The following is a 25,004-nucleotide window of genomic DNA, read 5'->3' on the forward strand; positions in this document are numbered from 1 at the left end:
GGGCCGCCGTCGGCCTTGCGCTATCTCGCCAGCGGCCCCCGCCTTCGCGGGGGCGACGAGCTGCTACAGGCACGCCTCGAGATAGGGCTGGTCGAAGCCGTACTGGCGCGCCTTTTCGAGCGTATAGGGGCGCAGGCCCATCGCGCGATATTCGCCGACGATCTTGCCGTCCTTGTCCTCGTCGAGATATTCGAACTTGAAGAGTTCCTGGGTGACGATGACGTCGCCTTCCATGCCGATCACCTCGGTCACATTGGTGACGCGGCGCGAACCGTCGCGCAGGCGCTTGATCTGGACGATCAGGTCGACCGAGTCGGCGATCTGTTTCGAGATCGCTTCCTTCGGGATCTTGATGTCGCCCATCAGCACCATATTCTCCATACGGCCGAGGCATTCGCGCGGGCTGTTCGAGTGGAGCGTACACATCGATCCGTCGTGACCCGTGTTCATCGCGGCGAGGAGGTCGAAACACTCGGCGCCGCGGACTTCGCCCATGATGATGCGGTCGGGGCGCATACGCAGCGCGTTCTTGACGAGGTCGCCCATGTGGATCGCGCCATTGCCCTCGAGGTTCGCGGGGCGCGTTTCGAGCGGAAGCCAGTGCGGCTGCTGCAGGCGAAGTTCGGCGGCGTCCTCGATCGTCAGCACGCGTTCGCCGGGGTCGATCATCTTCGACAGCGCGTTGAGCATGGTGGTTTTACCCGAACCGGTGCCGCCCGAGATAACGATGTTGAAGCGGCTGGCGCCCGCGATTTTCAGTGCGGTGCACATTTTCTGGCTCATCGCGCCCCATTGGCAGAGCATGTCGAGCGTGATCGGCTTGGCCGAGAATTTACGAATCGAGATCGCGGTACCGCGGAGGCTCAGCGGCGGGACGATCACGTTGACACGGCTGCCGTCCTTGAGGCGCGCGTCGGCAAGCGGCGTCGTCTGGTCGACGCGGCGGCCGACCATGTTGCAGATGCGCTGCGCGATCTGGAACAGATGCTGTTCGTCGCGAAACTGGATCGGCGCGATAACGAGCTGGCCCTTGCGCTCGACATAGGTCTGGTACGGGCCGTTGACCATGATATCGCTGATGTCGGGGTCGGCGAGCAATTCCTCGAGCGGGCCGAAGCCCAGGAGCTCGTCGACGAGCACCTTTTCGAGCGCGAATTGTTCGCGGCGATTGAGCGTGATTCGCAGCTCGGCGAGCACCTCGAGGATGATCGGGCGGAATTCCTCGGTCAGCTCGTCCTTGCTCAGCGTCGCGGCCGCTTCGGGATCGACGCGTTCGAGCAGGCGCGGCAGCACCTGTTCCTTGATCTTGTGGACGCTCGCCTCGAAACCCTGCGCCTTTTCGGGCTCCATCGCTTCGGCCGACGAGCGCTGGTTCAACCGCTCCATCGCCTCTTCTTCGGGCGTCAGGTTCGACGGGATCGGCGGCGGAGCTTCGGCAGGCGCGGTGTCGATCGCAGGGAATTGCGCGCCGCCGGGCACACCGGGGCCAGTTTGCATCGGCTTCGCCACGCCAAAGGCGGGGCGGCCAGCGGTTCCGGGGCGGCGTCCGAATGCACTCATCCGTTTTATCCTGCTTCGTATCTCATGCGGGAATGCCCCCGGTATTCCGGCGAAACCCCCATCCGACACGGTGAATAAATCGGAAACTTTGACATTGTCCTAATGCCGCGGGCGTTTGCCACGCGGACATGAAAAAGCCCGCATCGGCGAGGATGCGGGCTTTGGTCCGACCGTGAATGGCGGAAAATCTATCCGGCGATATGTTCAGCCAGCACGGTGAGGCCCGCTTCGTTGACCTCGGCGAAGCCGCCTTCGACCTCGATCACCTCGGGCGCGGCGCCCGCGGTGGCATAGATGGTCAGCGGGCCGTTGCGCAGCGTCGCCATGAAGGGCGCGTGGCCTTCGAGCACCGAGAAATCGCCCTCGGTCCCCGGGACGGTGACCATATGGACGTCGGCGGTCCGCTCGAGGCGGGCGGGAGTGACGAGTTCGAACTTCAGGGCCATCTTCAATCTCCCCCCTCCCGCTTGCGGGAGGGGTCGGGGGAGGGCTTGTTTCATTCCGGCGAAGCGCCCGTCCCCCGACAGACCCTCCCCTAACCCCTCCCGCAAGCGGGAGGGGAACTCGATTACGCCTCTTCGGCGAGCTTCGCGGCCTTGGCGACCGCTTCGTCGATGCCGCCGACCATGTAGAAGGCCGCTTCGGGCAGGTGGTCATATTCGCCGTCGACGACGGCCTTGAACGACTTCACCGTGTCCTCGATCGCCACGAACTTGCCGGGGATGCCGGTGAAGACTTCGGCGACGTGGAACGGTTGCGACAGGAAGCGCTGGATCTTGCGCGCGCGGGCGACGACCAGCTTGTCCTCTTCCGACAGCTCGTCCATGCCGAGGATCGCGATGATGTCCTGCAGCGACTTGTACTTCTGCAGCGTTTCCTGAACGCGGCGGGCGGTTTCGTAATGCTCCTGACCGACGGTCGCGGCGGTCAGCACGCGCGAGGTCGAGTCGAGCGGGTCGACTGCGGGGTAGATGCCGAGTTCCGAAATCGCGCGGCTCAGCGTCGTCGTCGCGTCCAAGTGAGCGAACGAGGTTGCCGGAGCCGGGTCGGTAAGATCGTCCGCAGGAACGTAAATGGCCTGAACCGAGGTGATCGAGCCCTTGGTGGTCGAGGTGATGCGTTCCTGCAGTGCACCCATGTCGGTCGACAGCGTCGGCTGGTAACCCACCGCCGAAGGAATACGGCCGAGCAGCGCCGACACTTCCGAGCCCGCCTGCGTGAAGCGGAAGATGTTGTCGACGAAGAACAGAACGTCCTGCCCTTCCTGGTCGCGGAAATATTCGGCCATCGTCAGGCCCGAGAGCGCAACGCGGGCGCGGGCGCCCGGGGGCTCGTTCATCTGGCCGAACACCAGCGCCACCTTCGACCCGTCGGGGGTCGGGTTGCCGTCGGCGTCCTTGGCGATAACGCCGGCGTCGAGGAATTCGTGGTAGAGATCGTTGCCTTCGCGGGTGCGTTCACCGACGCCCGCGAACACCGACACGCCGCCGTGGCCCTTGGCGATGTTGTTGATCAGTTCCTGGATGAGCACGGTCTTGCCGACGCCCGCGCCGCCGAACAGGCCGATCTTGCCGCCCTTCGCATAGGGCGCGATCAGGTCGATGACCTTGATGCCGGTGACGAGGATCGCGGCTTCGGTCGACTGATCGACGAATTCGGGGGCCTTGGCGTGGATCGGCGCGGTCATGCCGGCGTTCACCGGGCCGCGCTCGTCGATCGGGTCGCCGATGACGTTGAGGATGCGGCCGAGCGTCTGCGGGCCCACGGGGACCGAGATCTGCGCGCCGGTGTCGGTCACGGGCTGGCCGCGGGTCAGACCGTCGGTCGCGTCCATCGCGATCGTGCGGACGGTGTTTTCGCCGAGGTGCTGCGCGACTTCGAGGACGAGGCGGTTGCCATTGTTGTCGGTCTCGAGCGCGTTCAGAATCGCGGGCAGCGGGCCGGTGAACTGGACGTCGACGACGGCACCGATGACCTGTGCGACGCGGCCGGTCGCGGTGCCGGTGGCGACAGCCTTGGGCGCGGCGGCCTTCTTCGGCGCAGCAGCCTTGGGCGCGGCGGCCTTCTTGGCGGGAGCCTTCTTTTCAGCGGGAGCGGTAGCCATTACGTTCTTCCTTGCTTGGATAGCTTACAGCGCTTCGGCGCCGGCAATGATTTCGATGAGTTCGGTGGTGATCGCCGCCTGACGCGTGCGGTTGTAAACGATGGTCAGCTTGTTGATCAGGTCGCCCGCGTTGCGCGTCGCATTGTCCATCGCGGTCATCGACGCGCCCTGTTCGGATGCGGCGTTTTCAAGGAGGCCCTTGAAAATCTGGATCGTGACGTTGCGCGGCAAGAGGTCGGCGAGGATTTCCTCTTCGCCCGGCTCATATTCGACGGCGGCGCCGCTCGACGCGGGAACGTCGGCGGGCGGCGGAACCGGGATCATCTGCTGACCGGTCGCGATCTGAAGCAGCGCCGAACGGAATTTCGAATAGAAGAGATGCGCGACGTCGAAGACGCCGGCTTCGTACATCTCCATGACCTTCGCCGAGATTTCGCTCGCCTGGTCGAAGCCGATGTCGCGGATGCCGGTCGTCTCATACTGCTCGACGATCTGGCCCTGGAACAGGCGCGCGATCACCGGGCGGCCCTTGCGGCCGACGAGGTAGAAGAGGACCTTCTTGCCCTCGGCCTGCAGTTCGAGCGCCTTGTCGCGCGCGGCCTTGACGATGTTCGAGTTGAACGCGCCGGCAAGGCCGCGGTCGCTGTTGAGCACGACGAGCAGATGCGTGTCGCTCTTGCCGGTGCCCGACAGCAGCTTCGGCGCCGAATCCGACGCGCCGACCTTCGACGCGAGACTCGCGACGACGCCTTCGAGCCGCTCGGCGTATGGCCGCGCGGCTTCGGCCGCGGCCTGCGCCTTACGCAGCTTCGCGGCGGCGACCATCTTCTTGGCCTTGGTGATCTTCTGGGTCGATTTGACCGAGACGATGCGCCCTTTTAGTTCCTTAAGCGATGCCATTACGGCCCCTCTGGTTCGTCAGCCCGGCGCAGGTGGCCGGGCTCACGGTAACTTGGCTTACGCGAAAATCTTGGCGAAGGCGTCGAGCGCCGCGACCAGACCCTTTTTGGCGTCGTCGCCAAGATCCTTGGTGTCGCGGATCGTCTTCAGCACGTCGGCATGGTCGCTGCGCAGATAGGCGAGCATCGCCTGTTCGTAGCGCGACACGTCGGTCGTCGCGACATTGTCGAGATAGCCGTTGGTGCCGGCGAAGATCGATGCGGTCTGCTCTTCGAACGGCATCGGCTGGAACTGCGGCTGCTTCAGCAGCTGCGTCAGGCGCGCGCCGCGGTTGAGCAGCTTCTGCGTCGAGGCGTCGAGGTCCGAACCGAACTGCGCGAAGGCTTCCATTTCGCGATACTGCGCGAGCTCAAGCTTGATCGAGCCCGACACCTTCTTCATCGCCTTGGTCTGCGCCGCCGAGCCGACGCGGCTCACCGACAGACCGACGTTGATCGCAGGGCGGATACCGGCGTTGAAGAGGTTGGTTTCGAGGAAGATCTGACCGTCGGTGATCGAAATCACGTTGGTCGGGATGTAGGCCGACACGTCGCCCGCCTGCGTTTCGATGATCGGCAGCGCGGTGAGCGAGCCGGCGCCATTGTCGTCGTTCATCTTCGCCGCGCGCTCGAGCAGGCGGCTGTGGAGATAGAAAACGTCGCCGGGATAGGCTTCGCGGCCCGGCGGGCGGCGGAGCAGCAGCGACATCTGGCGATAGGCGACGGCCTGCTTCGACAGATCGTCGTACACGATGACGGCGTGCATGCCGTTGTCGCGGAAGAACTCGCCCATGGTGCAGCCCGTATAAGGAGCGAGGAACTGCAGCGGAGCGGGCTCCGATGCGGTCGCGGCGACGACGATCGAATATTCCATCGCGCCATTTTCTTCGAGTTGGCGCACGATCTGCGCGACGGTCGAGCGCTTCTGACCGACGGCGACATAGATGCAGTACAGCTTCTTCGACTCATCGTCGCCGGCGTTGGCCTGCTTCTGGTTGATGAAGGTGTCGATCGCGACGGCGGTCTTGCCGGTCTGGCGGTCGCCGATGATCAGTTCGCGCTGGCCGCGGCCGACGGGGACGAGCGCGTCGAGCGCCTTGAGACCAGTCTGGACGGGTTCGTGGACCGAGGTACGCGGGATGATGCCCGGCGCCTTGACTTCGACGCGCATGCGCTTGTCGGCCTTGATCGGGCCCTTGCCGTCGATCGGATTGCCGAGGCCATCGACGACGCGGCCGAGCAGGCCCTTGCCGACGGGAACGTCGACGATGGTGCCGGTGCGCTTGACGGTGTCGCCTTCCTTGATCTCGGCATCCGAGCCGAAGATCACGATGCCGACATTGTCGGCTTCGAGGTTGAGCGCCATGCCCTGCACGCCATTGGCGAATTCGACCATTTCACCGGCCTGGACGTTGTCGAGGCCGTGGACGCGGGCGATGCCGTCGCCGACCGAGAGCACCGAGCCGATTTCGCTGACCGTGGCGTCGGTCCCGAAATTGGCGATCTGGTCCTTGATGACCTTGCTGATTTCAGCGGCGCGGATTTCCATTATTCAGCCTTTCATCGGGCGTTTTGGCGTAGGGGGCGTTCAGCCCTTCATCGCCTGGGCGAAACTGTTGAGACGGGTACGGATGCTGCCGTCGATCAGCTGGCTGCCCAGCTGGACGACGAGGCCGCCGAGGATGGCGGGATCGACGGTCGCCGCGACGGTGACGTCGCGCCCGACACGGGATTTGAGGTTCGCGGTCAGCTCCTTGAGCTGCGCTGCCGAAAGCGGGTGCGCGCTGGTGACCTGTGCGGTCACTTCGCCGCGGTGGTCGGCGACGATCGCGTTGAAGGCGTCGATCATGCCGGGCAGGTCGGCGAGGCGGCGGTTCTCGGCGAGCACGCCGAGGAATTTGGCGGTCAGCGAATCGAGCTTCAGCGCCTTGGCGACCGCAGCGATGGCATTGGCGGCATCGGCGCGGCCGACGACGGGGCTCGCGATCAACGCCGACAGGTCGGCCGAATCGGCGAGACCGGTCTTCAGCGTTGCGAGGCTCTTCTGGACGGCGTCGATCGCGTTCGATTCGCGCGCCAGGTCGAACAGCGCGCTGGCATAGCGGCCCGCGAGGCCCGCCGTGATGTTGCCCTGAATGCCGCCGGAATTCTCCACGCGCGAAAGTCCTTTTCTTCGATCCCGAGGGGGATGGCTGCGCGGATTTGCCCGGCATCCGAAAATGCCCCCCGCTGCAAAGTCGGGGCGCGCGTAGCAACGATTTTGGCGCAATGCAAGGCGGGGGTTGGGAGTCTGAGCGCTGCCTTCCCAAACCCGTTCGCCCCGAGCTTGTCGAACGACGGTCCTTTCTTCAAAAGGGGAAGGAAGAACGGCCCTTCGACAAGCTCAGGGCGAACCGATGAGGGGTAAGGGCCATGGGCGAGATGATCCGGATGACGATGGACGACGGCGCCGAAATCGCGGTCTATCATGCAGAGGCAGCGGGCGAACGCCGGGGCGGGCTGGTGCTGGTGCAGGAGATTTTCGGGGTCACCGACCATATCCGCGAGCTGTGCGACGAATATGCCGCCGACGGCTATGAAGTGCTGTCGCCCGCGCTGTTCGACCGCGAACATCCGGGGTTCGAAAGCGACTATTCGGGCCCCGGGTTCGAACGCGCGGTTGAGCTGGCGCGGAAGCTGCACCCGTTCGAACAGAGCCTGAAGGATGCGCAGAGGTGCATCGACGCACTCACAGGCAAGGGTCCCGTCTTCATCACCGGCTATTGCTACGGCGGCTCGGTCGCGTGGCGGATGGCGCAGATCAGCCCCGACCTCGCGGCGTCCTCGGCCTATTATGGCAGCCTAGTGCCGACGCAGTTCAAGGACGATGCGCCGCAGTGCGCCGCGATCGCCCATTTCGGCCGCTATGACGACGGCATCCCGATGGCGGGCGTCGAGGCGCTGATCGCGAGGGATCATCCGACCGCGCAAATCTTCGTCTATGAGGCGGGACACGGCTTCAACAGCGACCGGCGCAAGGATTATCACGAGCCGTCGAGCGAACTGGCGCGCGAACGCACGCTGATGCTGTTCCGGGCGTGCGGGGGGTGAGGCTGGCGGTTCAGCTCCTTCTCGGGCTGTTCGCCTTTGCGCTCGTCGTCACGGCGCTGCTCTATACCCAGCAGCGGCGCCTCATCTTTCCCGCGCCACGCGATTATCCGCGCGAAGCCCTGCCCGGCTTCCGGCTTGTCCACACGCAAACCGGCGACGGCCTGCGGCTCTCGGCCTTCTATCGCCCGGCCGCACCGGGCAAGAAGGTGGTCCTCTTCTTTCACGGCAATGGCGACAATATGATCGGCGCGATCAAGGCGACGCGCGGGCCGGCCGCCGCAGGCCACGGGCTGGTGCTCGTCGAATATCGCGGCTATGGCGGCAACCCGGGCTCACCCGACGAGGCGGGCTTCTATCGCGACGGCGAAGCGGCGATGCGCTGGCTGGACGAAGCGGGGGTCGCGCCGCGCGATATCGTCGCCGTGGGCAATTCGATCGGATCGGGCCCCGCGACCGAAATCGCGCTGCGGCACGATGTCGCGGCGCTGATCCTCGTGTCGGGATTGTCCGACCTGCCCGCGGCGGTGCAGCGTCAGGTGCCGTTCGCGCCGCGCTGGCTGGTGCGCGACCGCTTCGACAATGCGGCGAAGCTGCGCCGCGTGAAGGCGCCGGTCTTTCTGATGCACGGCGACGCCGACACGCTCGTCACCCCCGACCATCTGGACCGGCTGGCGCGGGCGCGGCCCGATGCCACGATCGCGCGCGTCGCGGATGCGGGGCACGAACTCGCCTATACCGCGCCCGCGCAGGCGATCCTTGCCCGATGGGTCGACGGGCTGCGCTGACCGCGTCAGTCGCCGGAAGATTTCGCCGCCGCACCGTTCGCCGGCTGGCAGCGATAGACGAGCCGTTCGTTGGGGGTGCCGGGAAGCGCGCTGCGGATCGCGTCCTGCTGCGCGGCGAGCCCCGCGAGTTCGTCGGGGTCAGCCGTGCAGCTCTTGAGCGTGATCGTCGCACGCGTCTCACGCGCCTTCGCCATCGTTTCGGCGTCGAGCAGATAGCGTTCGACGCGATAGTCGCGCCCCGCCGCATCGATCGAAGCGACGGTGACGGTCGCCTCCTCATTGGGCACGAGGATGCGCTGCCAGCGGTCGTCGGGCCCCTTCGTATATTGGGTGCGGCCGTTGACGCAGCCGCCCTTGCCGATGCTGATCGGCACGTCGGTCGTCGCCGACACGGTGATGCGGCTGCGGTCGGGGCGGATCGTGCAGAGAAGGCTGCCCTGCGCGAGCTTCGGCGCGTCGGTGGCGGGCGTCTTCGCCGCTTCCTCGGCGATCTCCGCATGCGCATCGGGGCGCGTCGCGAACAGCACCGCCGCGATCAGGATCAGCGCGGCGCCGGCGCCGCCCGCGATCTTGGCATTGCGCATATTCTTCTGGCCATAGAACATCAGCCCGGCGCCCGCCGCGAGCGCGCCGATCACGAACAGCACGCCCGCGAGCGCGATGCGATTCTCGCGCGCCGCGAGCGCCTCGTCCTCGGCGCGCGCCTGTTTGAGTTCGCGGTCGAGCTTCGCGGCGGCATTTTTCGCGGCATTGGCCTCGGCATCGGCGCGCGCTTCGGCGTCGATCGCGGCACGGTTCCGCGCGTCGGCCTCGGCCATCGACAGGCAGGGGGTGCCGACGCTGGTATATTGCTGGTCCGCATCGGCGAGGAAGCGCATCAGCTCGCGTCCAGAAATGGCGAAGGCGAAGGGCGAATCGCCGTCGTCGGCGCGCGTGATCGCGGTGTTGATTCCCGCGATCCGTCCGCACTGATCGACGAGCGGACCGCCCGAATTGCCGCGCGAGATTTTCGCGGTGTGGATCAGCATCGCGACGCCGTCGACCGATTGCATGTTCGACATATTGCCTTCGCTGCGCGTCGGGGTGCGGGGGGTGATATAGTCGTTGGCGCTGCGCGCGGTCGCAAGGTCGACATTGCCCGGATAGCCCAGCGCGACGACGTCGGCGCCCGATTCGAGCGGCCCGGTGTAGATGGCGGCGGCGGGCAGCCGCCCCTCGGTGATCTCGACCAGCGCAAGGTCGCGCGCGGTGTCGATCGCGATCAGCTTCCCGGCATAGCTTTTCTGCCCCTCCGACGGGACGACGCCGAGCGCGACATTGCCGGGGTACCGCGCCGCCGATTCGACGACATGCGCGTTGGTGACGATGCGCGTCGGCGAGATCGCGATGCCGCTGCCATGGCCGAAACCGACGACCTCGCCATCCATCATCGCGACGGTGACGACGCGCACGACGCTGCGCGAAGCGGCGCTGATATCGTCGGCGGCGCGCGCAGGAAGGGACAGGGCAAGGAGGGCGAGCAGAAGCGTGAAAAAGCGGGTCATGGCGGCGCAGACTAGCCGCGCCAACTTTGAACGCAAGCATCGGGACGCGGCGCGAGCGGCGTGGCGGCATGATGATCGCGAACCAGAGAAAGGACAATGCGATGACTTACAAGATTACCGGGCTCGACCCCGCTCCTTTCGCGCCCTTGTTCGCGATGGACGACGCCGAGCTCGCCGCCAACAACGCGCGCCGGATCACCGCGACCGCCGATCGCGGCTGCCCGTGCCGGATCAGTCTCGACGATGCGAAAGCGGGTGAGGCGGTGATCCTGCTTCACCATGTCAGTCACGATGTCGAAACGCCGTTCCGCAGCGCCTATGCGATCTATGTCCGGGATCGCGTCGAAACGGCGACCTATTGCGACGCGCTGCCCCCTGCCTTCGCCGGACGGACGATGGCGTTCCGCGGCTTCGACGATGCGGGTATGCTGGCGGCGGCGCGGCTGGGGCCGGGCGAGGATGGCGATGCAGCGATCCGCGACCTGTTCGCCGACCCGCGCATTGCCTATATTCACGCGCAATATGCCACCAACGGCTGCTTCGCCGCGCGCATCGAGAGGAATTGATCATGGCTTTCTCCACGATGACCGACAACGAGTGCTGGCAGGCGGTGCAGGCGCGCGACAAGGCGTTCGACGGACGCTTCGTCACCGGCGTGCTCACCACCGGCATCTATTGCCGGCCGAGCTGCGCCGCGCGGCACCCGCTGCGCGAAAATGTTCGTTTCTTCGTCGATGGCGCCGCGGCGCGCGCGACGGGGCTGCGCCCGTGCAAGCGCTGCCTGCCCGACGATGTCGCGCGCGACGAACGCGCGGTGATCAAGGCGATCGCCGCGATCAAGCAAAGCGAGGAACCGCTCGCGCTCGCCGATCTCGCGACGCGCACCGGCTATTCGCCGACGCATTTCCAGCGCGTCTTCACCCGCCATACCGGGCTGTCGCCCGCCGCCTATGCCCGCGCACTGCGCGACGAGCGCGCGCGCGCCGCGCTGAGCGAGGGCACAAGGGTGACCGACGCGATTTACGACGCGGGCTTTTCGGGGCCGTCGCGCTTTTACGAGAATATGGAAGGACGCATGGGTATGACGGCTTCGGCGTGGGTGAACGGCGGCAAGGGCGCGACGATCCACTGGGCAGTGGTGCCGACCAGCCTCGGCGACATGCTCGTCGCCGCGACCGACAAGGGCGTGTGCCGTTTGAGTTTCGCCGAGGGACGCGAGGCGTTGGAGGAACGTTTTCCCGCGGCCGATCTGGTCGAGGGCGGCGATGACTTTGCCGCGCTGCTGGGGCAGGTCGTCGACGCGGTCGAGGCGCCGGTGAACGGCTTCGACCATATCCCGATCGACGTGAAGGGCACCGCCTTTCAGGAAGCGGTGTGGCGCGAGCTTCGCAAGATTCCGGCGGGCGAGACGCGCAGCTATTCGGACATCGCCGCCGCGGTCGGCAAGCCCGCGGCGGTGCGCGCGGCGGGGAGCGCCAACGGCGCGAATAACGTGGCGGTGCTGATCCCGTGCCACCGCGTCGTGCGCAGCGACGGGTCCTTGGGCGGCTATGCCTATGGCTTGCCGATCAAGGAAGAATTGCTGAAGCGCGAAGGGCGCTGAGCGACAGTGGCGCCGGGCAGTGCGACATACGGCCCGGCGCCACTGGTTGACGCGGTCTGCTTAGCTGTCTTCCTTTTCCCGATCGGCGAAAATGCTCGCGATGGTGGTGCGCGCCGCGTCGATCTGGCCGGCGTCGATCTCGTCAACCACTTTGGCGACCTTATTTGCCTTTTCCTGCTTGTGGCTGGAAAAGGCGAGGGGTGCGAGGACCGATCGCGCGAGCTTGCCCTTGTTTTCGTTGAGCAGCTGGCGCGCAAGGACCATGCGGTAGCCATCGTCGTAGGACGAATAGTCGAACACGCTTTCCAGCGCGATGATCGCGGGTTCGGGGATCGGCTCCTTCGCTTCATAAAAGGACATATAATAGCCGATCGCCGCGCGCGGATCCTTGGGATCGAGCCGGTATGCCTCGGCGAACCAGGTACGCGCCGTCGCGTAGAGCGCGGGATTCTTTTCCTCATCGGCGCGTGTCATGAACAGGCCGCCCATCAAAACCTGCGCATCTTGCGATTGCGGATCGAGCACGAGTGCCCGTTTCAGCGCTGCCTCCGCCTTCGTGAATTCCTGGGCATCGGTATAAGCCTCGCCCGCGATCAACTGTACGGGCAGGCTGTCCGGATATTTTTTGTCCATGCCGTCGACCTCGTCCGCGACGGCGCGCGCCTGGCGCTCGTTGACGCCCCGCTCGCTGCGAATATGTGCTTGAATTACGGCTTCCTCGCCCGGCGTCAGGCGTCGGATATCGACTTTCGGGGCGACATAGTCCGCCGGCTTGACGTTGAGCGTGGGGAACGGACCGCCCTTGTACCGGCGCAGTTCGTTCTGCAACGTGTCGAGGTCGCCGAACACGCGCTGCGCCGCGGTCAGGCTGTCTTCCCCCGCGTTCAGCGCCTTCAGATATTGAGCGAGCTGCCCCTGCCTCGCCTTGTTGAAGTTCAGATAGTGGGCGATCATCCAGCCGAACGAGTAGGACTGATAATATTCCTGTCCGTCGAGCCGCTTGTTGTGATCGAACAATCGAGTGAGCCGGATGCCGGGCAGTTCGAACAGGTCGTCTCCGCGGTGCTGCGGGACGTCGCCGACGCGGAAGGCGCCGCCGTCGAGCAGCTCGAGCGTGCCGTAAAGCTCGGCGAAGCCCTCGACATACCAGTGCGGATAGGCGGTGCTGAATTTCTGCAGCATGAAGTGGTGAACATATTCGTGGAACAATATGCCTTCGGCGGTCAGCGCCGTTTTCTGGTTGAGTTCGCGCTGGTCGAGATGGCGGCTGAAGCGGTCGCGCTGGCTTTCGATCGCCGGGACGAAGGATACGGCGGCGCCGGCGCGGGGAATATAAAAGCCCGCGACGCCGGAAGTGCCTGCAAGGCGGCCGATGTCGTCGGTGTCGCCGAAGCGATAGACGCGGACCTTGTTCGACTCGCCGATGTCGGGGCCGGGTATCGGAAGCCCCTGCATATATCGCAGCGCATTGTCGAAACGCTCGAGCCGCGTCGCGAAGCGTTCGGTATCCGCCTTGCTGCTTTCGGAAACGATGATGAAGTGCGCAGTTTCGGCTTCCCACCATTCGGCGTGAGCCACGCTGCCGAAAGCAAGCAGCGCAACGGCGAAACCACCGCGCAGGGCGGCGTTCAGATATGCGATCACTTTGTTTCCCCCGGTAAATATTCCGCGCCTATCTATATCAAGCCGGACAAATGCTTCAACCGGGGCGCCAAACACCGAAGCCGCCAAGCGAAAAATCAAAGGAGAAGACATGATGATCGACAAGATTGCTGAATTTCGCGCACTGCACGTCCCCGGTGACCCGCTGATCCTCGTCAACATCTGGGATGCGGGGAGCGCGAAGGCGGTGACGGGTGCCGGCGCGAAGGCGATCGCGACGGGCAGCTTCGGCGTCGCGGGCGCGCAGGGCCGCGCCGACGGCGAGGATTTCCCGATCGAGGATGTGTTCGAAAATCTCGGCCGCATCCTCGCGGTCACCGACCTGCCGGTCACGATCGACATGGAATCGGGCTATGGCGCCGATCCGGCGGCGGTCGGCGTCTCGGTCGGCCGCGCGAAGGATGCGGGCGCGGCGGGAATCAATATGGAAGACCGGCTGCCCGGGGCTGACGATCTGCTGCCGGTCGCCGAAGCGGTGGCGCGCTACCGCGCGGCGGCGGACACCGGCATCTTCGTCAACGCGCGCTGCGACACGTTTCGCGGGGCCGATGCGGCGAAGGACGGCGACGCGCTCGTCGCCGCGACGCTCGAACGTGCGCGCGCCTATGCCGATGCCGGGGCGGGGTCGCTGTTCGTTCCCTTCCTGCTCGATCCCAAGTGCATCGGTGCGATCTGCGACGCGTCGCCGCTGCCGGTCAACATATTGCGCGGCAAAGGCGGCCCGACGCACCAGGAACTCGCCGCATTGGGCGTCGCGCGGATCAGCCACGGGCACCAGCCTTGGGCGGCCGCCATGGCCTGGCTCGCGGCGCAGGCCAGACAGGTGATGGGCGGCGCCGAACCCGATTATTGAGCGGCCCTATTCGCCCGCTGTCGTTTCGGCGGGGGCGGCACCGGCGCGCGCTCCGCCTCGCCCGCGCATGGCTTCGAGCTGGGCGAGCAGATGCTCGCCTTGACCGCCGTCGTGCGGGTCGAACGCGACCGCCTTCGCCAATGTCAGCGCGTCGTCATACCGGCCGTCGTTGGCAAGCGCGAAGGCGTAGCTGACGCGGACGCCGATATTTTCCGGCGCGAGCTGAAAAGCGCGGTGGAGACCCTCGATCGCGATTGGCGGCGGCCAGCGGCCCTGATCGACGAAGCTTTTGAAATAGGCGTAGAGCGGTAGCGGGTCGTCGGGATTGGTGCGGTTGGCGAGTGCGATGGGTTTGCGCACCGCATTCCAGTCTTCCGGCCGGGGATCATCCTTCGCCTCGACCTCGGCGGTCAGGATGCGGCCGAGCAAGACATTCGCGCGGACATGTTTGGGATCGATGGCCAGCGCCTTGTCGACCGCGGCCCGCGCCGCCGCCTTGTCGCGCTTGTCATCATCGATCGCCCATTCGGCCCGCGCCAGTTCGAACCACACCCCGGCGTCGCTGCCATGCACGAGGCTCAATGCCTTCAGCTCGTCGCGCACCTTTGCGATCCGTTCCGCATCGTTCTGGCCGCTGATCCGTTCGAGGCGGAGCGGCAACAGCGCATCTTCGGCGGGCGACAGTGGGGCGATGCCGATTTTGCCGGGAACCGCGACCGGTTCGGCCGAGGTGCGGTAGGTCATCGGCTTGTTCATGTATCGGTTGAGGTCCTTGTCGAGCTCGGCGAGATCGCCGAACGCGTCGATTGCCGCCTTCTTGCCATCCTCGCCGTGGTTGATCGCCTCGATATATTTGGTGAGCTGGCCCGCGCGTGCGGGGTCGTTGTAAAGCATGTGCGTCAAGAGCCATGATCGGCCGTAATAGACGTCGGTCTGCCCCGAATTGCGCATCTCGCCCGGCCGCTGGAGCAGTATCTTCTCGGCCGGGACCTTGGGCATCGCGAGCAGGCCATAGGCGCGCGCATAAACGGGCTTGCCGATCTCGGCGCGCCCTTCCTTGGTGAAATCGGCCGTCGAATGATATTCGGCAAAGCCTTCGATGAACCACGCCGGAAAGGCGGCGGCGGCATAACGCTTCATGAAGTGATGACTATATTCGTGAAACAGCGTCTGCTGCGATTGCGGCGTCCCCTTGATCACGACGTCCTCGCGGTGCGAGCTTGCAAAGCTTCCCTCGGGGTCGGGCTTGTACCAACCCGCGATAAAGGATCCGCTCTTGCCGGTGACCAGCCGGCCGGCATCGACACCGCGCGGGACCAGATAGATGGTCAGCCGATTGGGTTCGGGGGCTTGTTTCAACCCGAACCGCGCGCGGAGCGTCGCGTCGAACCGTTGGAGATTCTCGGCAAAGGTGCGCAGCGATTTCTCCTTGCCCTCGCTGTAAATGATGAAATTGTCAGTGTCGGCGCGCAGCCAGTTCGCCTGCGCCGGCGTCGCCAGCGCGGCAAGCGCCGCCAATATCGTTATGCGAAGCCCGTGCATCCCCGCTGCTCCCCCCGGATGGCGATACGCATTCTGCTGCCAGCCTGCGACGAGGCTGTAAAGCCCTCTATCGGCTAGACAAAACTGTAGGGGTCGATGTCGATCGCGAGCCGCGCCTTCGAAGACCATTCGACGCTGCTCACCCACTCGCGGATCGTCCCCTGCAGGTCGAAGCTGCGCGGCGCGTGGAGGAGGAGGCGAAAGCGGTGGCGGCCGCGCAGCATCGCGAGCGGCGCCGGCGCGGGGCCATAGACGGCGAGCCCGTCGGCGACGGGCGCCTTTTGCCCCAGCCGCTGCGCCTGTCCGCGCGCGACTTCGATATCCTCCGACGAGATGACGAGCGCGGCAAAGCGGCCATAGGGCGGCGCGCCCGCGAATTTGCGCGCCGCGGCCTCGGCGGCATAGAAACCGTCGCGGTCGTTCGCGACGAGCGCCGCCATCACCGGCGCCTCCGGCACGCGCGTCTGGATTAGCACTTCGCCGGGCTTCACCCCGCGCCCCGCGCGCCCCGCGACCTGCGCGATCTGCTGAAAGGTGCGCTCGGCGGCGCGGAGGTCGCCGCCGTCGAGCCCGAGGTCGGCGTCGACCACCCCGACGAGTGTGAGGTTGGGAAAATGATAGCCCTTGGTGACGAGCTGCGTCCCGATGATGATGTCGACCAGCCCGCCCTCGACATTGTCGACGAACTCGGCGGCCTTGGCGGGCGACCACAAGGTGTCGCTGGTGACGATGGCGGTTCTGGCTTCGGGAAAGCGCAGGGCGACCTCGTCGGCGACGCGTTCGACGCCGGGGCCGCAGGCGACGAGGCTGTCCTCATCCTCGCATTCGGGGCAGAGCCGCGGCGGCGGCATGACATGGCCGCAATGGTGGCAGGCGAGGCGGTGGACGAGGCGGTGTTCGACCATCCACGCAGTGCAATTGGGGCACTGGATGCGGTGGCCGCAGGTGCGGCAGAGCGTCAGCGGAGCGAAGCCGCGCCGGTTGAGGAAGAGCAGGCTCTGCTCGCCCTTTTGCAAGCGGTCGGCGAGCGCGTCGACGAGCGGCGGCGCGAGCCAGCGGCCGCGGTCGGGCGGGTCTTGCCGCATGTCGATCGCCGCCAAATCGGGCAGGGTCGCGCCGCCGAAGCGCGCGGGGAGCTTGATGTGGCGATAACGCCCCGCCTCGACCATCGCGAGGCTTTCGAGCGCGGGGGTCGCGCTCGCGAGCACCACCGGCAGCCCCTCGAAATGTCCGCGCATCACCGCGACGTCGCGCGCGTGATAATGGACGCCGTCCTCCTGCTTGAAGCTCGTCTCATGCGCTTCGTCGACGACGATCACGCCGAGCCTGGCGTAGGGCAGGAACAAGGCCGAGCGCGCGCCGACGATAATCTTCGCCTCGCCCGCCGCGATGCTGTGCCAGGCGCGGCGGCGCTCGGTGGAACGCAGCCCCGAGTGCCACGCGACGGGCTCGCAGCCGAAGCGCGCGGCGAAGCGCGTCAGCATCGGTTCGGTGAGCGCGATTTCGGGGAGGAGGACGAGCGCCTGCCTGCCCGCGGCGATCGCGGCGGCGATCGCTTCCATATAGACTTCGGTCTTGCCCGATCCGGTGACACCGTCGAGCAGCAACGTCTCGAACTTCGCGGCGGCGACCGCGTCGCGAAGCTGCCCCGCGGCGGCGGCCTGCTCGCCCGACAGATCGGGCGGCGCAAAGGCGGGATCGGGTTCGGGATAGGGCTGGTCGGCCGACATGCTGACGGCTTCGAGCGCGCCGGTATTGACGAGCCCGCGGATCACCGCCTCGCTGACCTCCGCGAGCGCCGCGAGTTCGCGCACCAGCCCTTGGCGCGTCCCGATCTTTTCGAGCGCGACGGTCCGCTGCGGCGTCATCCGGCCGGGCAGCTCGCCGGTCGCGCGATATTCGACGATCGGGCGGCGCGCGTCGGCGAAGGCGGCGCCGGGCAGCACCATGCGCAGCACCGACCCCGGGGGGCTGAGATAATAGTCGCTCGTCCATTCGATCAGGCGGCGGAGCGGAGCGGCGATCGGCGGCACGGGCACGATCTCGTAAAGATTGCGCAGGCGATTGTCGCCGACGGGTTCGGGAGCGCCGAAGCTTTCGTCCTCCCACACCACGCCGCCCATCCGCCGCGGCCCGAGCGGCGCGACGACGACGCTGCCCAAAGGCGCCTCGCTTCCCTGCGGGACGCGATAGTCGAGCGGGCCGAGAGCGGCGGTCAAAAGGAGGACGCGAGCGCGGGTCATGGGTCGGGCAGGATATAGGCGCGCGGGGAAAATAGGAAAGCGCCGAGGGCGACCAGCGAAGGAGACGGCGCTTCCGCGCCCGCCTCCGCTCAAAACCGCTGGCTCATCCCCTTCAACATTTCGCGCCAATATTCCCCTAGCCGCCGCTGGAACAGCATCAGCTCGAACCCGTGCCGCGCGACGTGGCTTTGCGGGACGGCATCCCAGCCGCGATGCTCGACGGTCACGCGCGTCTCGCTGCCTATCGCCTCGAAGCGCACATCGACCTCGGTCGCCTGACCCTCCCGAAAACTCGGCAGGCGCCATGCAAATGCCAGCCTTTCGCCCGGCAGCCAATGGCGCACCGCACCGATCTCCCATTCTTCGCCATTGTCGAAGCGCGTAACGAGCCGTCCGTCCGGCCCCGCCGGATCGAAGCGCAGTGCGCCGTCGCCGTGCCGCGATAGCTGGAACAGCGGATGGCTCCGCCACCATTTGCCGATATCGCGCGTGAAGGCGGTGAACGCCGCGTCCGGCGTCGCCGCGACGCGCAGCGCGACGATCACCGCCGCGCCGCTCATGGCCCTCGCTCCACATGCGCCTTGAACGCGGCAAGCTGGCGCGACCACAGCGCCTCGGTCTCGGCGAGCCATTGCTTGAGCTCGCTGGTGGCGCCGTCCTTCAATCGATAGATTCGCACACGCGCGTCGAAGGTCGGATGCCCGTCCTCGACCAGCCCGCCTTCCTTCAGCGCGCGCAAATGCCGGCTCATCGCGGGTGGCGCGAGGCCGAGTTCGCCCGCCAGCTCGCCCGCGCTGCGCGGCCGTTCACCCAGCAGTTCGATCGCGCGCCGCCGCGTGGGATCGGCGAGCGCGCCCAGCATCCGGTCGAGCGCGACGCTCAATCGTCGAGCCGCGTCTTGGTCTTGAAGCCGCCCGCGGCGTCCCATTCGTCCGACGTCTTTTCCGCAACCGTCACGCCAAAGGTCCAGATATGCCCCTCGGGGTCCTTCGCGCGGTAGGTGCGGTCGCCATAGAATTGCGTTTCGGGTTCGGCGATGATGTCCGCCCCCGCCGCGCGCGCCTTTTCGCAATGCGCGTCGATATCCTCGCCTTGGCCCAGCTGGACATGCACCGTCTGGGTGTTCTTGCCGCCGAGATTCGCGGGGCTGCGATGGTCGTCGGACCATTCATTGCCGATCATGATCGACGAATTTCCATATTCCATCTCGCTGTGCGCAAGATTGCCCTGATCGTCGAGCAGCACGAACGCCGGCTCGAACCCGAACGCCTCTTCCAGCCAGCGGAACGCCGCCTTCGCATCCTTGTAACAGACGGCGCTCGCAAGCCCCTTGGGTCGCGGTTGATCGGCCATGTCGTGTCTCCCGAGTCGCTATTTGATTTCCTATTTATAGAATATTTTCACGAAAATGAAAATACTCGCCGATGTGCATCAAGATGATAAAGCAGCGCCATGACCGACGACCTCCGCCACCATATCGACGAAGCGATGAAGCTCGCCGCCGCACAGCTCGGCAGGGGCCGCGTCGCCAACTATATTCCCGCGCTCGCCAACGTCGATCCGAACAAGCTCGGCTTTGCGGTCGCGCTCCCCGATGGGACTGTCCACAGCTCGGGCGACGCCGACGAGCCCTTCTCGATCCAGTCGGTGTCGAAGGTCTTCACATTGGCGCTCGCGCTGCGCCGCGTCGGCAGTTCGCTATGGGACAGCGTCGGACGCGAGCCGTCGGGCAGCGCGTTCAACTCGATCGTCCAGCTCGAAAGCGAACAGGGCATCCCGCGTAATCCGCTGATCAACGCGGGCGCGATCGCGACCACCGACCGGCTGATCGACGGGCGCAGCGGCGATGCGACCATCGATGAGATCGTCGACTTCATGCGCGCGCGGGCCGGAGACGACAGCGTCGCAATCGACTTCGACGTCGCATCGTCCGAATCCGAAACCGGCGCGCGCAACCGCAGCCTCGCGCATTTCATGGACGCCTTCGGCAATCTGGCGCATCGGGTCGAGACGGTGGTCGGCGTCTATTTCCGCCAGTGCGCGATCGCTATGTCGTGCCGCCAGCTCGCGCGCGCCGGGCTGTTCCTCGCGATGGAGGGGCGCGACCCGGTGACCGGCGAGCAGCTCGTCGAACCGCACCGCGCGCGGCGGATCAACGCGATCATGATGCTCTGCGGCCATTACGACAATTCGGGCGAATTCGCCTTCCGCGTCGGCCTTCCCGGCAAGAGCGGGGTCGGCGGCGGCATCCTCTGCATCGCGCCGGGGCAGGGATCGATCGCGGTCTGGTCGCCCGCGCTCAACGAAGCGGGAACGTCGCTGGCCGGGGCGATCGCGCTCGAACATTTCGCTTATGCCGCCGGCTGGTCGGTGTTCGATTAGCACATGGCTGCCGAAATCGATCTGGATCTGGCCGATCTTCGCGAGGTCGTCGCCTATGCGGTCGGTAACGCGGAGCAGGTGTTGCCCATCTTCGAACGAGGCCACGCGTCGGACGGTCGCCCGGGCGAGGCCATCGCAGCGGCGTCGACATTTGCGTGCGGAGGTCCGCGCGTCAAAACGCTCCGCGATACCGCCTGGGCGGCGCACAAGGCCGCGCAGGAAACGGACGACCGGGCGGCGAGCGAGGCAGCGCGGGCTGCGATGTGCGCTCCGGCGGCTGCCTTCCTGCATCCCTTGGCACGTCCGGCGCAGGTCCGCCATATTCTCGGTGCCGCCGCGCACGCCGCCCGCGCGTCGGAACTGGCGGCAGGCGACGATCAGGTCGCGGGATGCGATTTTGTCGAACGGCTAGCTCGCGCGACAAATTCCAAGGTCATCGAGATATTATGCCGCTATCCAGAGCCGCCACGCGGCGGAGGGCGAACGGGCGAATTGCTGAGGATGCTCGATCGAAAGCTTCGGGAGCGGGAAAGCGGCGCGGCTTAATCGTCGTTCAGCAAAGCCAGCTTGACCCGCGCGGTACCGCTGCGCTGCATGCCGATTTCGCGCGCAGCGGCGTGGCTGACGTCGATCACGCGGCCGTGAGCGAAGGGGCCGCGGTCGTTGATGCGGACGATCACACTATCGCCGGTGGTCATGTTGGTGACGCGCACCTTGCTGCCGAAGGGCAGCGTGCGGTGCGCCGCGGTCAGTTGGCCGGGATCGAAGCGTTCGCCGCTCGCGGTGCGGTTGCCGGCAAGCTCGTTGCCGTAATAGCTCGCCATGCCGCCGTCGATTTCGGTTTCCATGTCGGCGGCGTCGGCAAGCGGAATCGCGCTGGCCGCGACGGCGGGAATGGCAGCGGCGTCACTGTCCTGTGCGGCGGCCGATGCAACGAGCATCAGCGGCATCACCATGGTTACAAGAGCCCGCATGGCATCCTCCCTTTTCGGTGAGAGCGCCAAAAGCAGCGGCCGCCTGCCGAAACAAGCCGCCGCGCGTTAAACTGAATATATTTCGCGTTCGAAAGTGCGTTCCGGTGGGTTTTTAAGGAACCAAACCGAAATCAGACGTCGAGATTCGCCACCGAAAGCGCGTTCGTCTGAATGAAGTCGCGCCGCGGTTCGACCTCGTCGCCCATCAGCCGTTCGAAGATTTCATGCGCGACATCGGCTTGTTCGGCCTCGACACGCAGCAGCGAACGGTTGGCGGGATCGAGCGTCGTTTCCCAAAGCTGCTCGGCATTCATTTCGCCCAGCCCTTTATAGCGGCTGATCGCGAGGCCCTTGCGGCTGTGCGCGAAAATCGCCTCGAGCAGTTCGGACGGGCGCGTGACCGGATTGGCCTTTGCGTTCGTCGCGGCGGGGACATCGCCCTCTTCGCCGTCGGCAATCTCGGTTTCGACTTCGGCGGCGGCGCCGCTCGCCTTCACCAGCCGGCCGGGGCGTGCATAGCTTTCAGCCTGTTCGGCGGCGAGCTTGTGCATCCGGCGCGCTTCCTGGCTGGCGAGGAAACCCGCGTCGATCGCATGATGATCGCTGACCCCGCGCCAGCGGCGCTCGAGCGTATAGCCGCCGCCCTCGACCGCTTCGACGGTCCAGACCGCTTCGGCCCCGCCGGTCAGCGCGCGCTCGGCGGCGTTGAGCCAGGTCGCAGCGGTCGCGGCGGCGCTGTGGCGCCCCGCAGTGTCGAGATCGGGATCGAGCGCGCCAGTGAGCGCGAGCGCCTCGACCAGCCCGTGATTGAGGGTGCGCGGCACATAGCGCATCAGCGCGCGCAACCGCCGGCCGTGCTCGATCAGCGAGCGAAGGTCGGCGCCCGATCGCGCGCCGCCCGCGGTTTCAAGCAGCAGCGCATCGATCCCCGCGTCGACGAGATAATTCTCCAGCGCGTTATCGTCCTTGAGATAAACCTCGCTCCGCCCCTTCGCGACCTTATAGAGCGGCGGCTGGGCGATGTAGAGATGGCCGCCCTCGATGATCTCGGGCATCTGGCGATAGAAGAAGGTGAGCAAAAGCGTGCGGATATGCGCGCCGTCGACGTCGGCGTCGGTCATGATCACGATCTTGTGATAGCGCAGTTTTTCGAGGTTGAACTCGTCGCGGATTCCCGTCCCGAGCGCCTGGATCAGCGTGCCCACTTCCTTCGACGAGATGATGCGGTCGAAGCGCGCGCGCTCGACGTTCAAAATCTTGCCCTTCAGCGGCAGGATCGCCTGCACATGGCGGTCGCGGCCCTGTTTCGCCGATCCGCCCGCCGAGTCACCCTCGACGAGGAAGAGTTCACATTTGCTGGGGTCGCGTTCCTGACAGTCGGCGAGCTTGCCGGGCAGGCTCGCGATGTCCATCGCGCCCTTGCGCCGCGTCAGTTCGCGCGCCTTTTTCGCGGCCTCGCGCGCCGCGGCGGCGTCGATCACCTTCTGGATCACCGCCTTGGCGTAGGCGGGATTTTCCTCGAGCCATTCGGTCATCCGGTCGGCCATCAGGCTTTCGAGCGGCTGGCGGACTTCGGACGAAACCAGCTTGTCCTTGGTCTGCGAGGAGAATTTGGGATCGGGCAGCTTGACCGAGACGATCGCGGTCAGGCCTTCACGCATATCCTCGCCGGTGAGCGACACTTTTTCCTTCTTCAGCATCCCCGACTTTTCGCCATAGCCATTGAGCGTGCGCGTCAGCGCGGCGCGGAAGGCGGCGAGGTGCGTGCCGCCGTCGCGCTGCGGGATGTTGTTCGTGAAGCAGAGGACATTTTCATAATAGCTGTCGTTCCACTCGAGCGCGACGTCGATGCCGATGCCGTCGCGTTCACTGCTGATCGCGATCGGATCGGGCAGCAGCGCATTCTTGTTGCGGTCGAGATACTGGACGAACGCCGCGATCCCGCCTTCGTAGAAAAGGTCGTGCGTCTCATGCTCGGCATGGCGCGCGTCGACGAGCTTGATGCGCACGCCCGAGTTCAGGAAGGCAAGCTCGCGATAGCGATGCTCGAGCTTCTCGAAATCAAATTCGGTGACGTTCTTGAACGTGTCGGTCGAGGCGCAGAAGGTGACACGCGTGCCCTTCTTGCCCGCGGGGGCGGGACCGGTGACCTTCAGCGGCGCGACCGAATCGCCATGTTCGAAGCGCATCCAATGTTCTTCGCCGTCGCGCCAGATCGTGAGTTCGAGCCATTCGCTGAGCGCATTGACGACCGAAACGCCGACGCCGTGCAGACCACCCGACACCTTGTAGGCGTTGTCGTCGCTGGTATTCTCGAACTTCCCGCCCGCGTGGAGCTGGGTCATGATGACCTCGGCCGCCGAAATGCCTTCCTCGGCGTGGATACCCGTGGGAATGCCGCGGCCATTGTCTTCGACGCTGACCGATCCGTCGCTGTTGAGCGTGATCAGCACGAGATCGCAATGTCCCGCGAGCGCTTCGTCGATCGCATTGTCCGAAACCTCGAACACCATGTGATGCAGGCCCGAGCCGTCGTCAGTATCGCCGATATACATGCCGGGGCGCTTGCGCACCGCATCGAGGCCCTTCAGAACCTTGATCGAATCGGCGCCATAGGCGTTGGCATTGGGCTGGTTGGAAGCTGCGCTCGGCGCTTCATTTTCAGGCGTGTCCGTCATATCGATTATATAGGGTCGAAGGCGCAAAAACCCAAGCGAAAATGCGGCTCTTGGCCATATCGCGACGAACATTGCGCGCCCGCGCCGCGACGGCTAGTTTCGGCGCATGAAACAAGGTCTCGTTTTCCCCCTCGCCTCGATCCTCCTCACCTCGCTCGCCGCGTGCAGCCAGCCCGCGCCACCCGCCGACAATGCCCCGGAGCTTCCGGGTGAACCGATCGCGACGCGCGCGGTGATGATCGGCACCGAGGGGCCGAGCCTGCCCGCCTGTTCGAGCATCAGCCGCGTCAAATCGGGCGGCACCGACGTCTATTGGGCACCGAACGAGACGCGCGCGGTGAAGGCGAAGCTTGCCGGCGGCGCGAATGTGTCGCTGTGCGAAGCGGCCGAGAATGACGCCTGGTTCGGCGTCGTCTTCGCCGCGCCCGGCACCGACCCCGACATGTGCGGCGTCGGCAAGTCGGTTTCCAACGCCCGTGAATATCAGGGCCCGTGCCGCTGGGGCTGGATCAAGGGCGGGACCGTCCAGCTGGGCGGCTGATTCCAGCCATCTAGCGGCAATCCTCGATCACGCGGCCGATTTCGGACTGCACCGGCAGCGTCAACGCGCCGCCGCCCGGGGCTTCGAGCGCGAAGCGGCCGCGGCTGAACGCGATGCGGTCGAGCCGCGGGTCGCGGCTCGGCAGGTTCGCGCTGCCGTCGTCGAAGCGGATCGCATCGGTGCCGGCGCTGGTGCGCAGGCTGACATTGCCATCGAGCGCCGAGGTCATGCGGATGCCCCCGCCGCTGCACGCCATCGTCAGCAAGGCGTTGGCGCTACCCGTCGGCACGAAAGCGGCGGTGCGGCTGGCGGTGTCGTAACGCCACGCGCCGCGATCGATCGCGCGATCCTCCCAGCCCGCGGTCGGCGTCGGCAGCGGGGCCGGCACCGGTGCGGGCGCGACCGGCCTCGGCGCAGGCGGCGGAGCCTCAGGCTGGGGGATCGCGGCGCAGCTCGCGATGACCAGCGTCAGCGTCGCTGCCGCCGCATAACGGAACCCGGACAT

24 protein-coding genes are annotated in these 25,004 nt (G+C 66.1%); 8 read left to right on the top strand and 16 right to left on the bottom strand.

Annotated elements, in window-relative coordinates:
- Window positions 1-63 precede the first annotated feature (63 nt).
- The 6 genes from E5675_RS20155 to E5675_RS20180 form a co-directional block, all read right to left on the bottom strand.
- Window positions 64-1,560, bottom strand: coding sequence for a CpaF family protein (locus E5675_RS20155; RefSeq protein WP_136176071.1), 1,497 nt, complete (start codon window positions 1,558-1,560; stop codon window positions 64-66).
- A gap of 188 nt (window positions 1,561-1,748) precedes the next feature.
- Complete coding sequence (locus E5675_RS20160) at window positions 1,749-2,006, bottom strand: ATP synthase F1 subunit epsilon (RefSeq protein WP_120217359.1); 258 nt, start codon at window positions 2,004-2,006, stop codon at window positions 1,749-1,751.
- Window positions 2,007-2,128: 122 nt separating this feature from the next.
- Window positions 2,129-3,664 carry a F0F1 ATP synthase subunit beta gene (gene atpD, locus E5675_RS20165; protein WP_136176072.1) on the bottom strand — a complete coding sequence of 512 codons (1,536 nt, stop codon included), beginning with the start codon at window positions 3,662-3,664 and terminating at the stop codon, window positions 2,129-2,131.
- A 24-nt stretch (window positions 3,665-3,688) separates the two neighbouring features.
- Entirely contained in the window at window positions 3,689-4,564 is an 876-nt protein-coding gene (locus E5675_RS20170; protein WP_136176073.1) for a F0F1 ATP synthase subunit gamma, read from the bottom strand.
- Between the two features lie 57 nt (window positions 4,565-4,621).
- Window positions 4,622-6,151 carry a F0F1 ATP synthase subunit alpha gene (gene atpA / locus E5675_RS20175; protein ID WP_136176074.1) on the bottom strand — a complete coding sequence of 510 codons (1,530 nt, stop codon included), beginning with the start codon at window positions 6,149-6,151 and terminating at the stop codon, window positions 4,622-4,624.
- A 39-nt stretch (window positions 6,152-6,190) separates the two neighbouring features.
- The gene (locus tag E5675_RS20180) at window positions 6,191-6,757 is read right to left on the bottom strand and encodes a F0F1 ATP synthase subunit delta (RefSeq protein WP_136176075.1); all 567 of its coding nucleotides are present in this window, start codon (window positions 6,755-6,757) and stop codon (window positions 6,191-6,193) included.
- A 257-nt stretch (window positions 6,758-7,014) separates the two neighbouring features.
- Here E5675_RS20180 and E5675_RS20185 point away from each other — a divergent pair, with 257 nt between their 5' ends.
- Together E5675_RS20185 and E5675_RS20190 are read left to right on the top strand one after the other, a co-directional pair.
- On the top strand, window positions 7,015-7,692 hold the full coding sequence (locus E5675_RS20185) for a dienelactone hydrolase family protein (RefSeq protein ID WP_136176076.1): 678 nt from the start codon (window positions 7,015-7,017) through the stop codon (window positions 7,690-7,692).
- On the top strand, window positions 7,689-8,477 hold the full coding sequence (locus E5675_RS20190) for an alpha/beta hydrolase (RefSeq protein WP_136176077.1): 789 nt from the start codon (window positions 7,689-7,691) through the stop codon (window positions 8,475-8,477). Before E5675_RS20185 ends, E5675_RS20190 begins: the two co-directional genes overlap by 4 nt.
- Window positions 8,478-8,482: 5 nt before the next feature.
- Here E5675_RS20190 and E5675_RS20195 read toward each other — a convergent pair whose 3' ends face one another.
- On the bottom strand, window positions 8,483-10,021 hold the full coding sequence (locus E5675_RS20195; RefSeq protein WP_136176078.1) for a serine protease: 1,539 nt from the start codon (window positions 10,019-10,021) through the stop codon (window positions 8,483-8,485).
- 101 nt (window positions 10,022-10,122) lie between these two features.
- Between E5675_RS20195 and E5675_RS20200 the strand changes: the two genes are divergently transcribed.
- Together E5675_RS20200 and ada are read left to right on the top strand one after the other, a co-directional pair.
- A complete protein-coding gene (locus tag E5675_RS20200; protein ID WP_136176079.1) occupies window positions 10,123-10,587 on the top strand; it encodes a DUF1203 domain-containing protein in 465 nt (154 codons plus the stop codon).
- 2 nt (window positions 10,588-10,589) lie between these two features.
- Entirely contained in the window at window positions 10,590-11,624 is a 1,035-nt protein-coding gene (gene ada, locus E5675_RS20205) for a bifunctional DNA-binding transcriptional regulator/O6-methylguanine-DNA methyltransferase Ada (protein WP_136176080.1), read from the top strand.
- 60 nt (window positions 11,625-11,684) lie between these two features.
- Here ada and E5675_RS20210 read toward each other — a convergent pair whose 3' ends face one another.
- Entirely contained in the window at window positions 11,685-13,268 is a 1,584-nt protein-coding gene (locus E5675_RS20210) for a hypothetical protein (RefSeq protein WP_136176081.1), read from the bottom strand.
- A 109-nt stretch (window positions 13,269-13,377) separates the two neighbouring features.
- Here E5675_RS20210 and E5675_RS20215 point away from each other — a divergent pair, with 109 nt between their 5' ends.
- On the top strand, window positions 13,378-14,139 hold the full coding sequence (locus E5675_RS20215; protein WP_136176082.1) for an isocitrate lyase/phosphoenolpyruvate mutase family protein: 762 nt from the start codon (window positions 13,378-13,380) through the stop codon (window positions 14,137-14,139).
- A 6-nt stretch (window positions 14,140-14,145) separates the two neighbouring features.
- Here the strand turns inward: E5675_RS20215 and E5675_RS20220 are convergent, their stop codons facing one another.
- From E5675_RS20220 to E5675_RS20240, 5 genes are all read right to left on the bottom strand, one after another.
- Window positions 14,146-15,681, bottom strand: a complete 1,536-nt coding sequence (locus E5675_RS20220) for a hypothetical protein (RefSeq protein WP_136176083.1) — start codon at window positions 15,679-15,681, stop codon at window positions 14,146-14,148.
- A gap of 74 nt (window positions 15,682-15,755) precedes the next feature.
- Window positions 15,756-17,924, bottom strand: coding sequence for a primosomal protein N' (locus E5675_RS20225; protein ID WP_136176084.1), 2,169 nt, complete (start codon window positions 17,922-17,924; stop codon window positions 15,756-15,758).
- Window positions 17,925-18,013: 89 nt separating this feature from the next.
- Window positions 18,014-18,484 (bottom strand): SRPBCC domain-containing protein, encoded by a 471-nt coding sequence (locus E5675_RS20230; RefSeq protein ID WP_168707945.1) that lies wholly within the window; start codon window positions 18,482-18,484, stop codon window positions 18,014-18,016.
- The gene (locus tag E5675_RS20235) at window positions 18,481-18,807 is read right to left on the bottom strand and encodes a metalloregulator ArsR/SmtB family transcription factor (RefSeq protein WP_136176086.1); all 327 of its coding nucleotides are present in this window, start codon (window positions 18,805-18,807) and stop codon (window positions 18,481-18,483) included. The genes E5675_RS20230 and E5675_RS20235 overlap by 4 nt, the downstream gene beginning before the upstream one ends.
- Complete coding sequence (locus E5675_RS20240) at window positions 18,804-19,277, bottom strand: VOC family protein (protein WP_136176087.1); 474 nt, start codon at window positions 19,275-19,277, stop codon at window positions 18,804-18,806. The genes E5675_RS20235 and E5675_RS20240 overlap by 4 nt, the downstream gene beginning before the upstream one ends.
- Window positions 19,278-19,412: 135 nt before the next feature.
- Between E5675_RS20240 and E5675_RS20245 the strand changes: the two genes are divergently transcribed.
- Both E5675_RS20245 and E5675_RS20250 read left to right on the top strand, forming a co-directional pair.
- Window positions 19,413-20,306 (top strand): glutaminase, encoded by an 894-nt coding sequence (locus tag E5675_RS20245; protein WP_247594905.1) that lies wholly within the window; start codon window positions 19,413-19,415, stop codon window positions 20,304-20,306.
- A 3-nt stretch (window positions 20,307-20,309) separates the two neighbouring features.
- Window positions 20,310-20,852 carry a putative immunity protein gene (locus tag E5675_RS20250; RefSeq protein WP_136176089.1) on the top strand — a complete coding sequence of 181 codons (543 nt, stop codon included), beginning with the start codon at window positions 20,310-20,312 and terminating at the stop codon, window positions 20,850-20,852.
- Here the strand turns inward: E5675_RS20250 and E5675_RS20255 are convergent.
- A complete protein-coding gene (locus E5675_RS20255; RefSeq protein WP_136176090.1) occupies window positions 20,849-21,280 on the bottom strand; it encodes a septal ring lytic transglycosylase RlpA family protein in 432 nt (143 codons plus the stop codon). The genes E5675_RS20250 and E5675_RS20255 overlap by 4 nt on opposite strands.
- Window positions 21,281-21,411: 131 nt before the next feature.
- Entirely contained in the window at window positions 21,412-23,958 is a 2,547-nt protein-coding gene (gyrB, locus tag E5675_RS20260; RefSeq protein ID WP_136176091.1) for a DNA topoisomerase (ATP-hydrolyzing) subunit B, read from the bottom strand.
- Between the two features lie 106 nt (window positions 23,959-24,064).
- On the opposite strand from gyrB, the gene E5675_RS20265 reads away from it, so the two are divergent.
- Entirely contained in the window at window positions 24,065-24,499 is a 435-nt protein-coding gene (locus tag E5675_RS20265; RefSeq protein ID WP_136176092.1) for a hypothetical protein, read from the top strand.
- A gap of 10 nt (window positions 24,500-24,509) precedes the next feature.
- On the opposite strand, the gene E5675_RS20270 is transcribed toward E5675_RS20265, so the two are convergent.
- Window positions 24,510-25,004 carry a hypothetical protein gene (locus tag E5675_RS20270; protein WP_247594701.1) on the bottom strand — a complete coding sequence of 165 codons (495 nt, stop codon included), beginning with the start codon at window positions 25,002-25,004 and terminating at the stop codon, window positions 24,510-24,512.

It is taken from the genome of Sphingopyxis sp. PAMC25046 (assembly GCF_004795895.1).
Classification (GTDB): Bacteria; Pseudomonadota; Alphaproteobacteria; order Sphingomonadales; family Sphingomonadaceae; genus Sphingopyxis.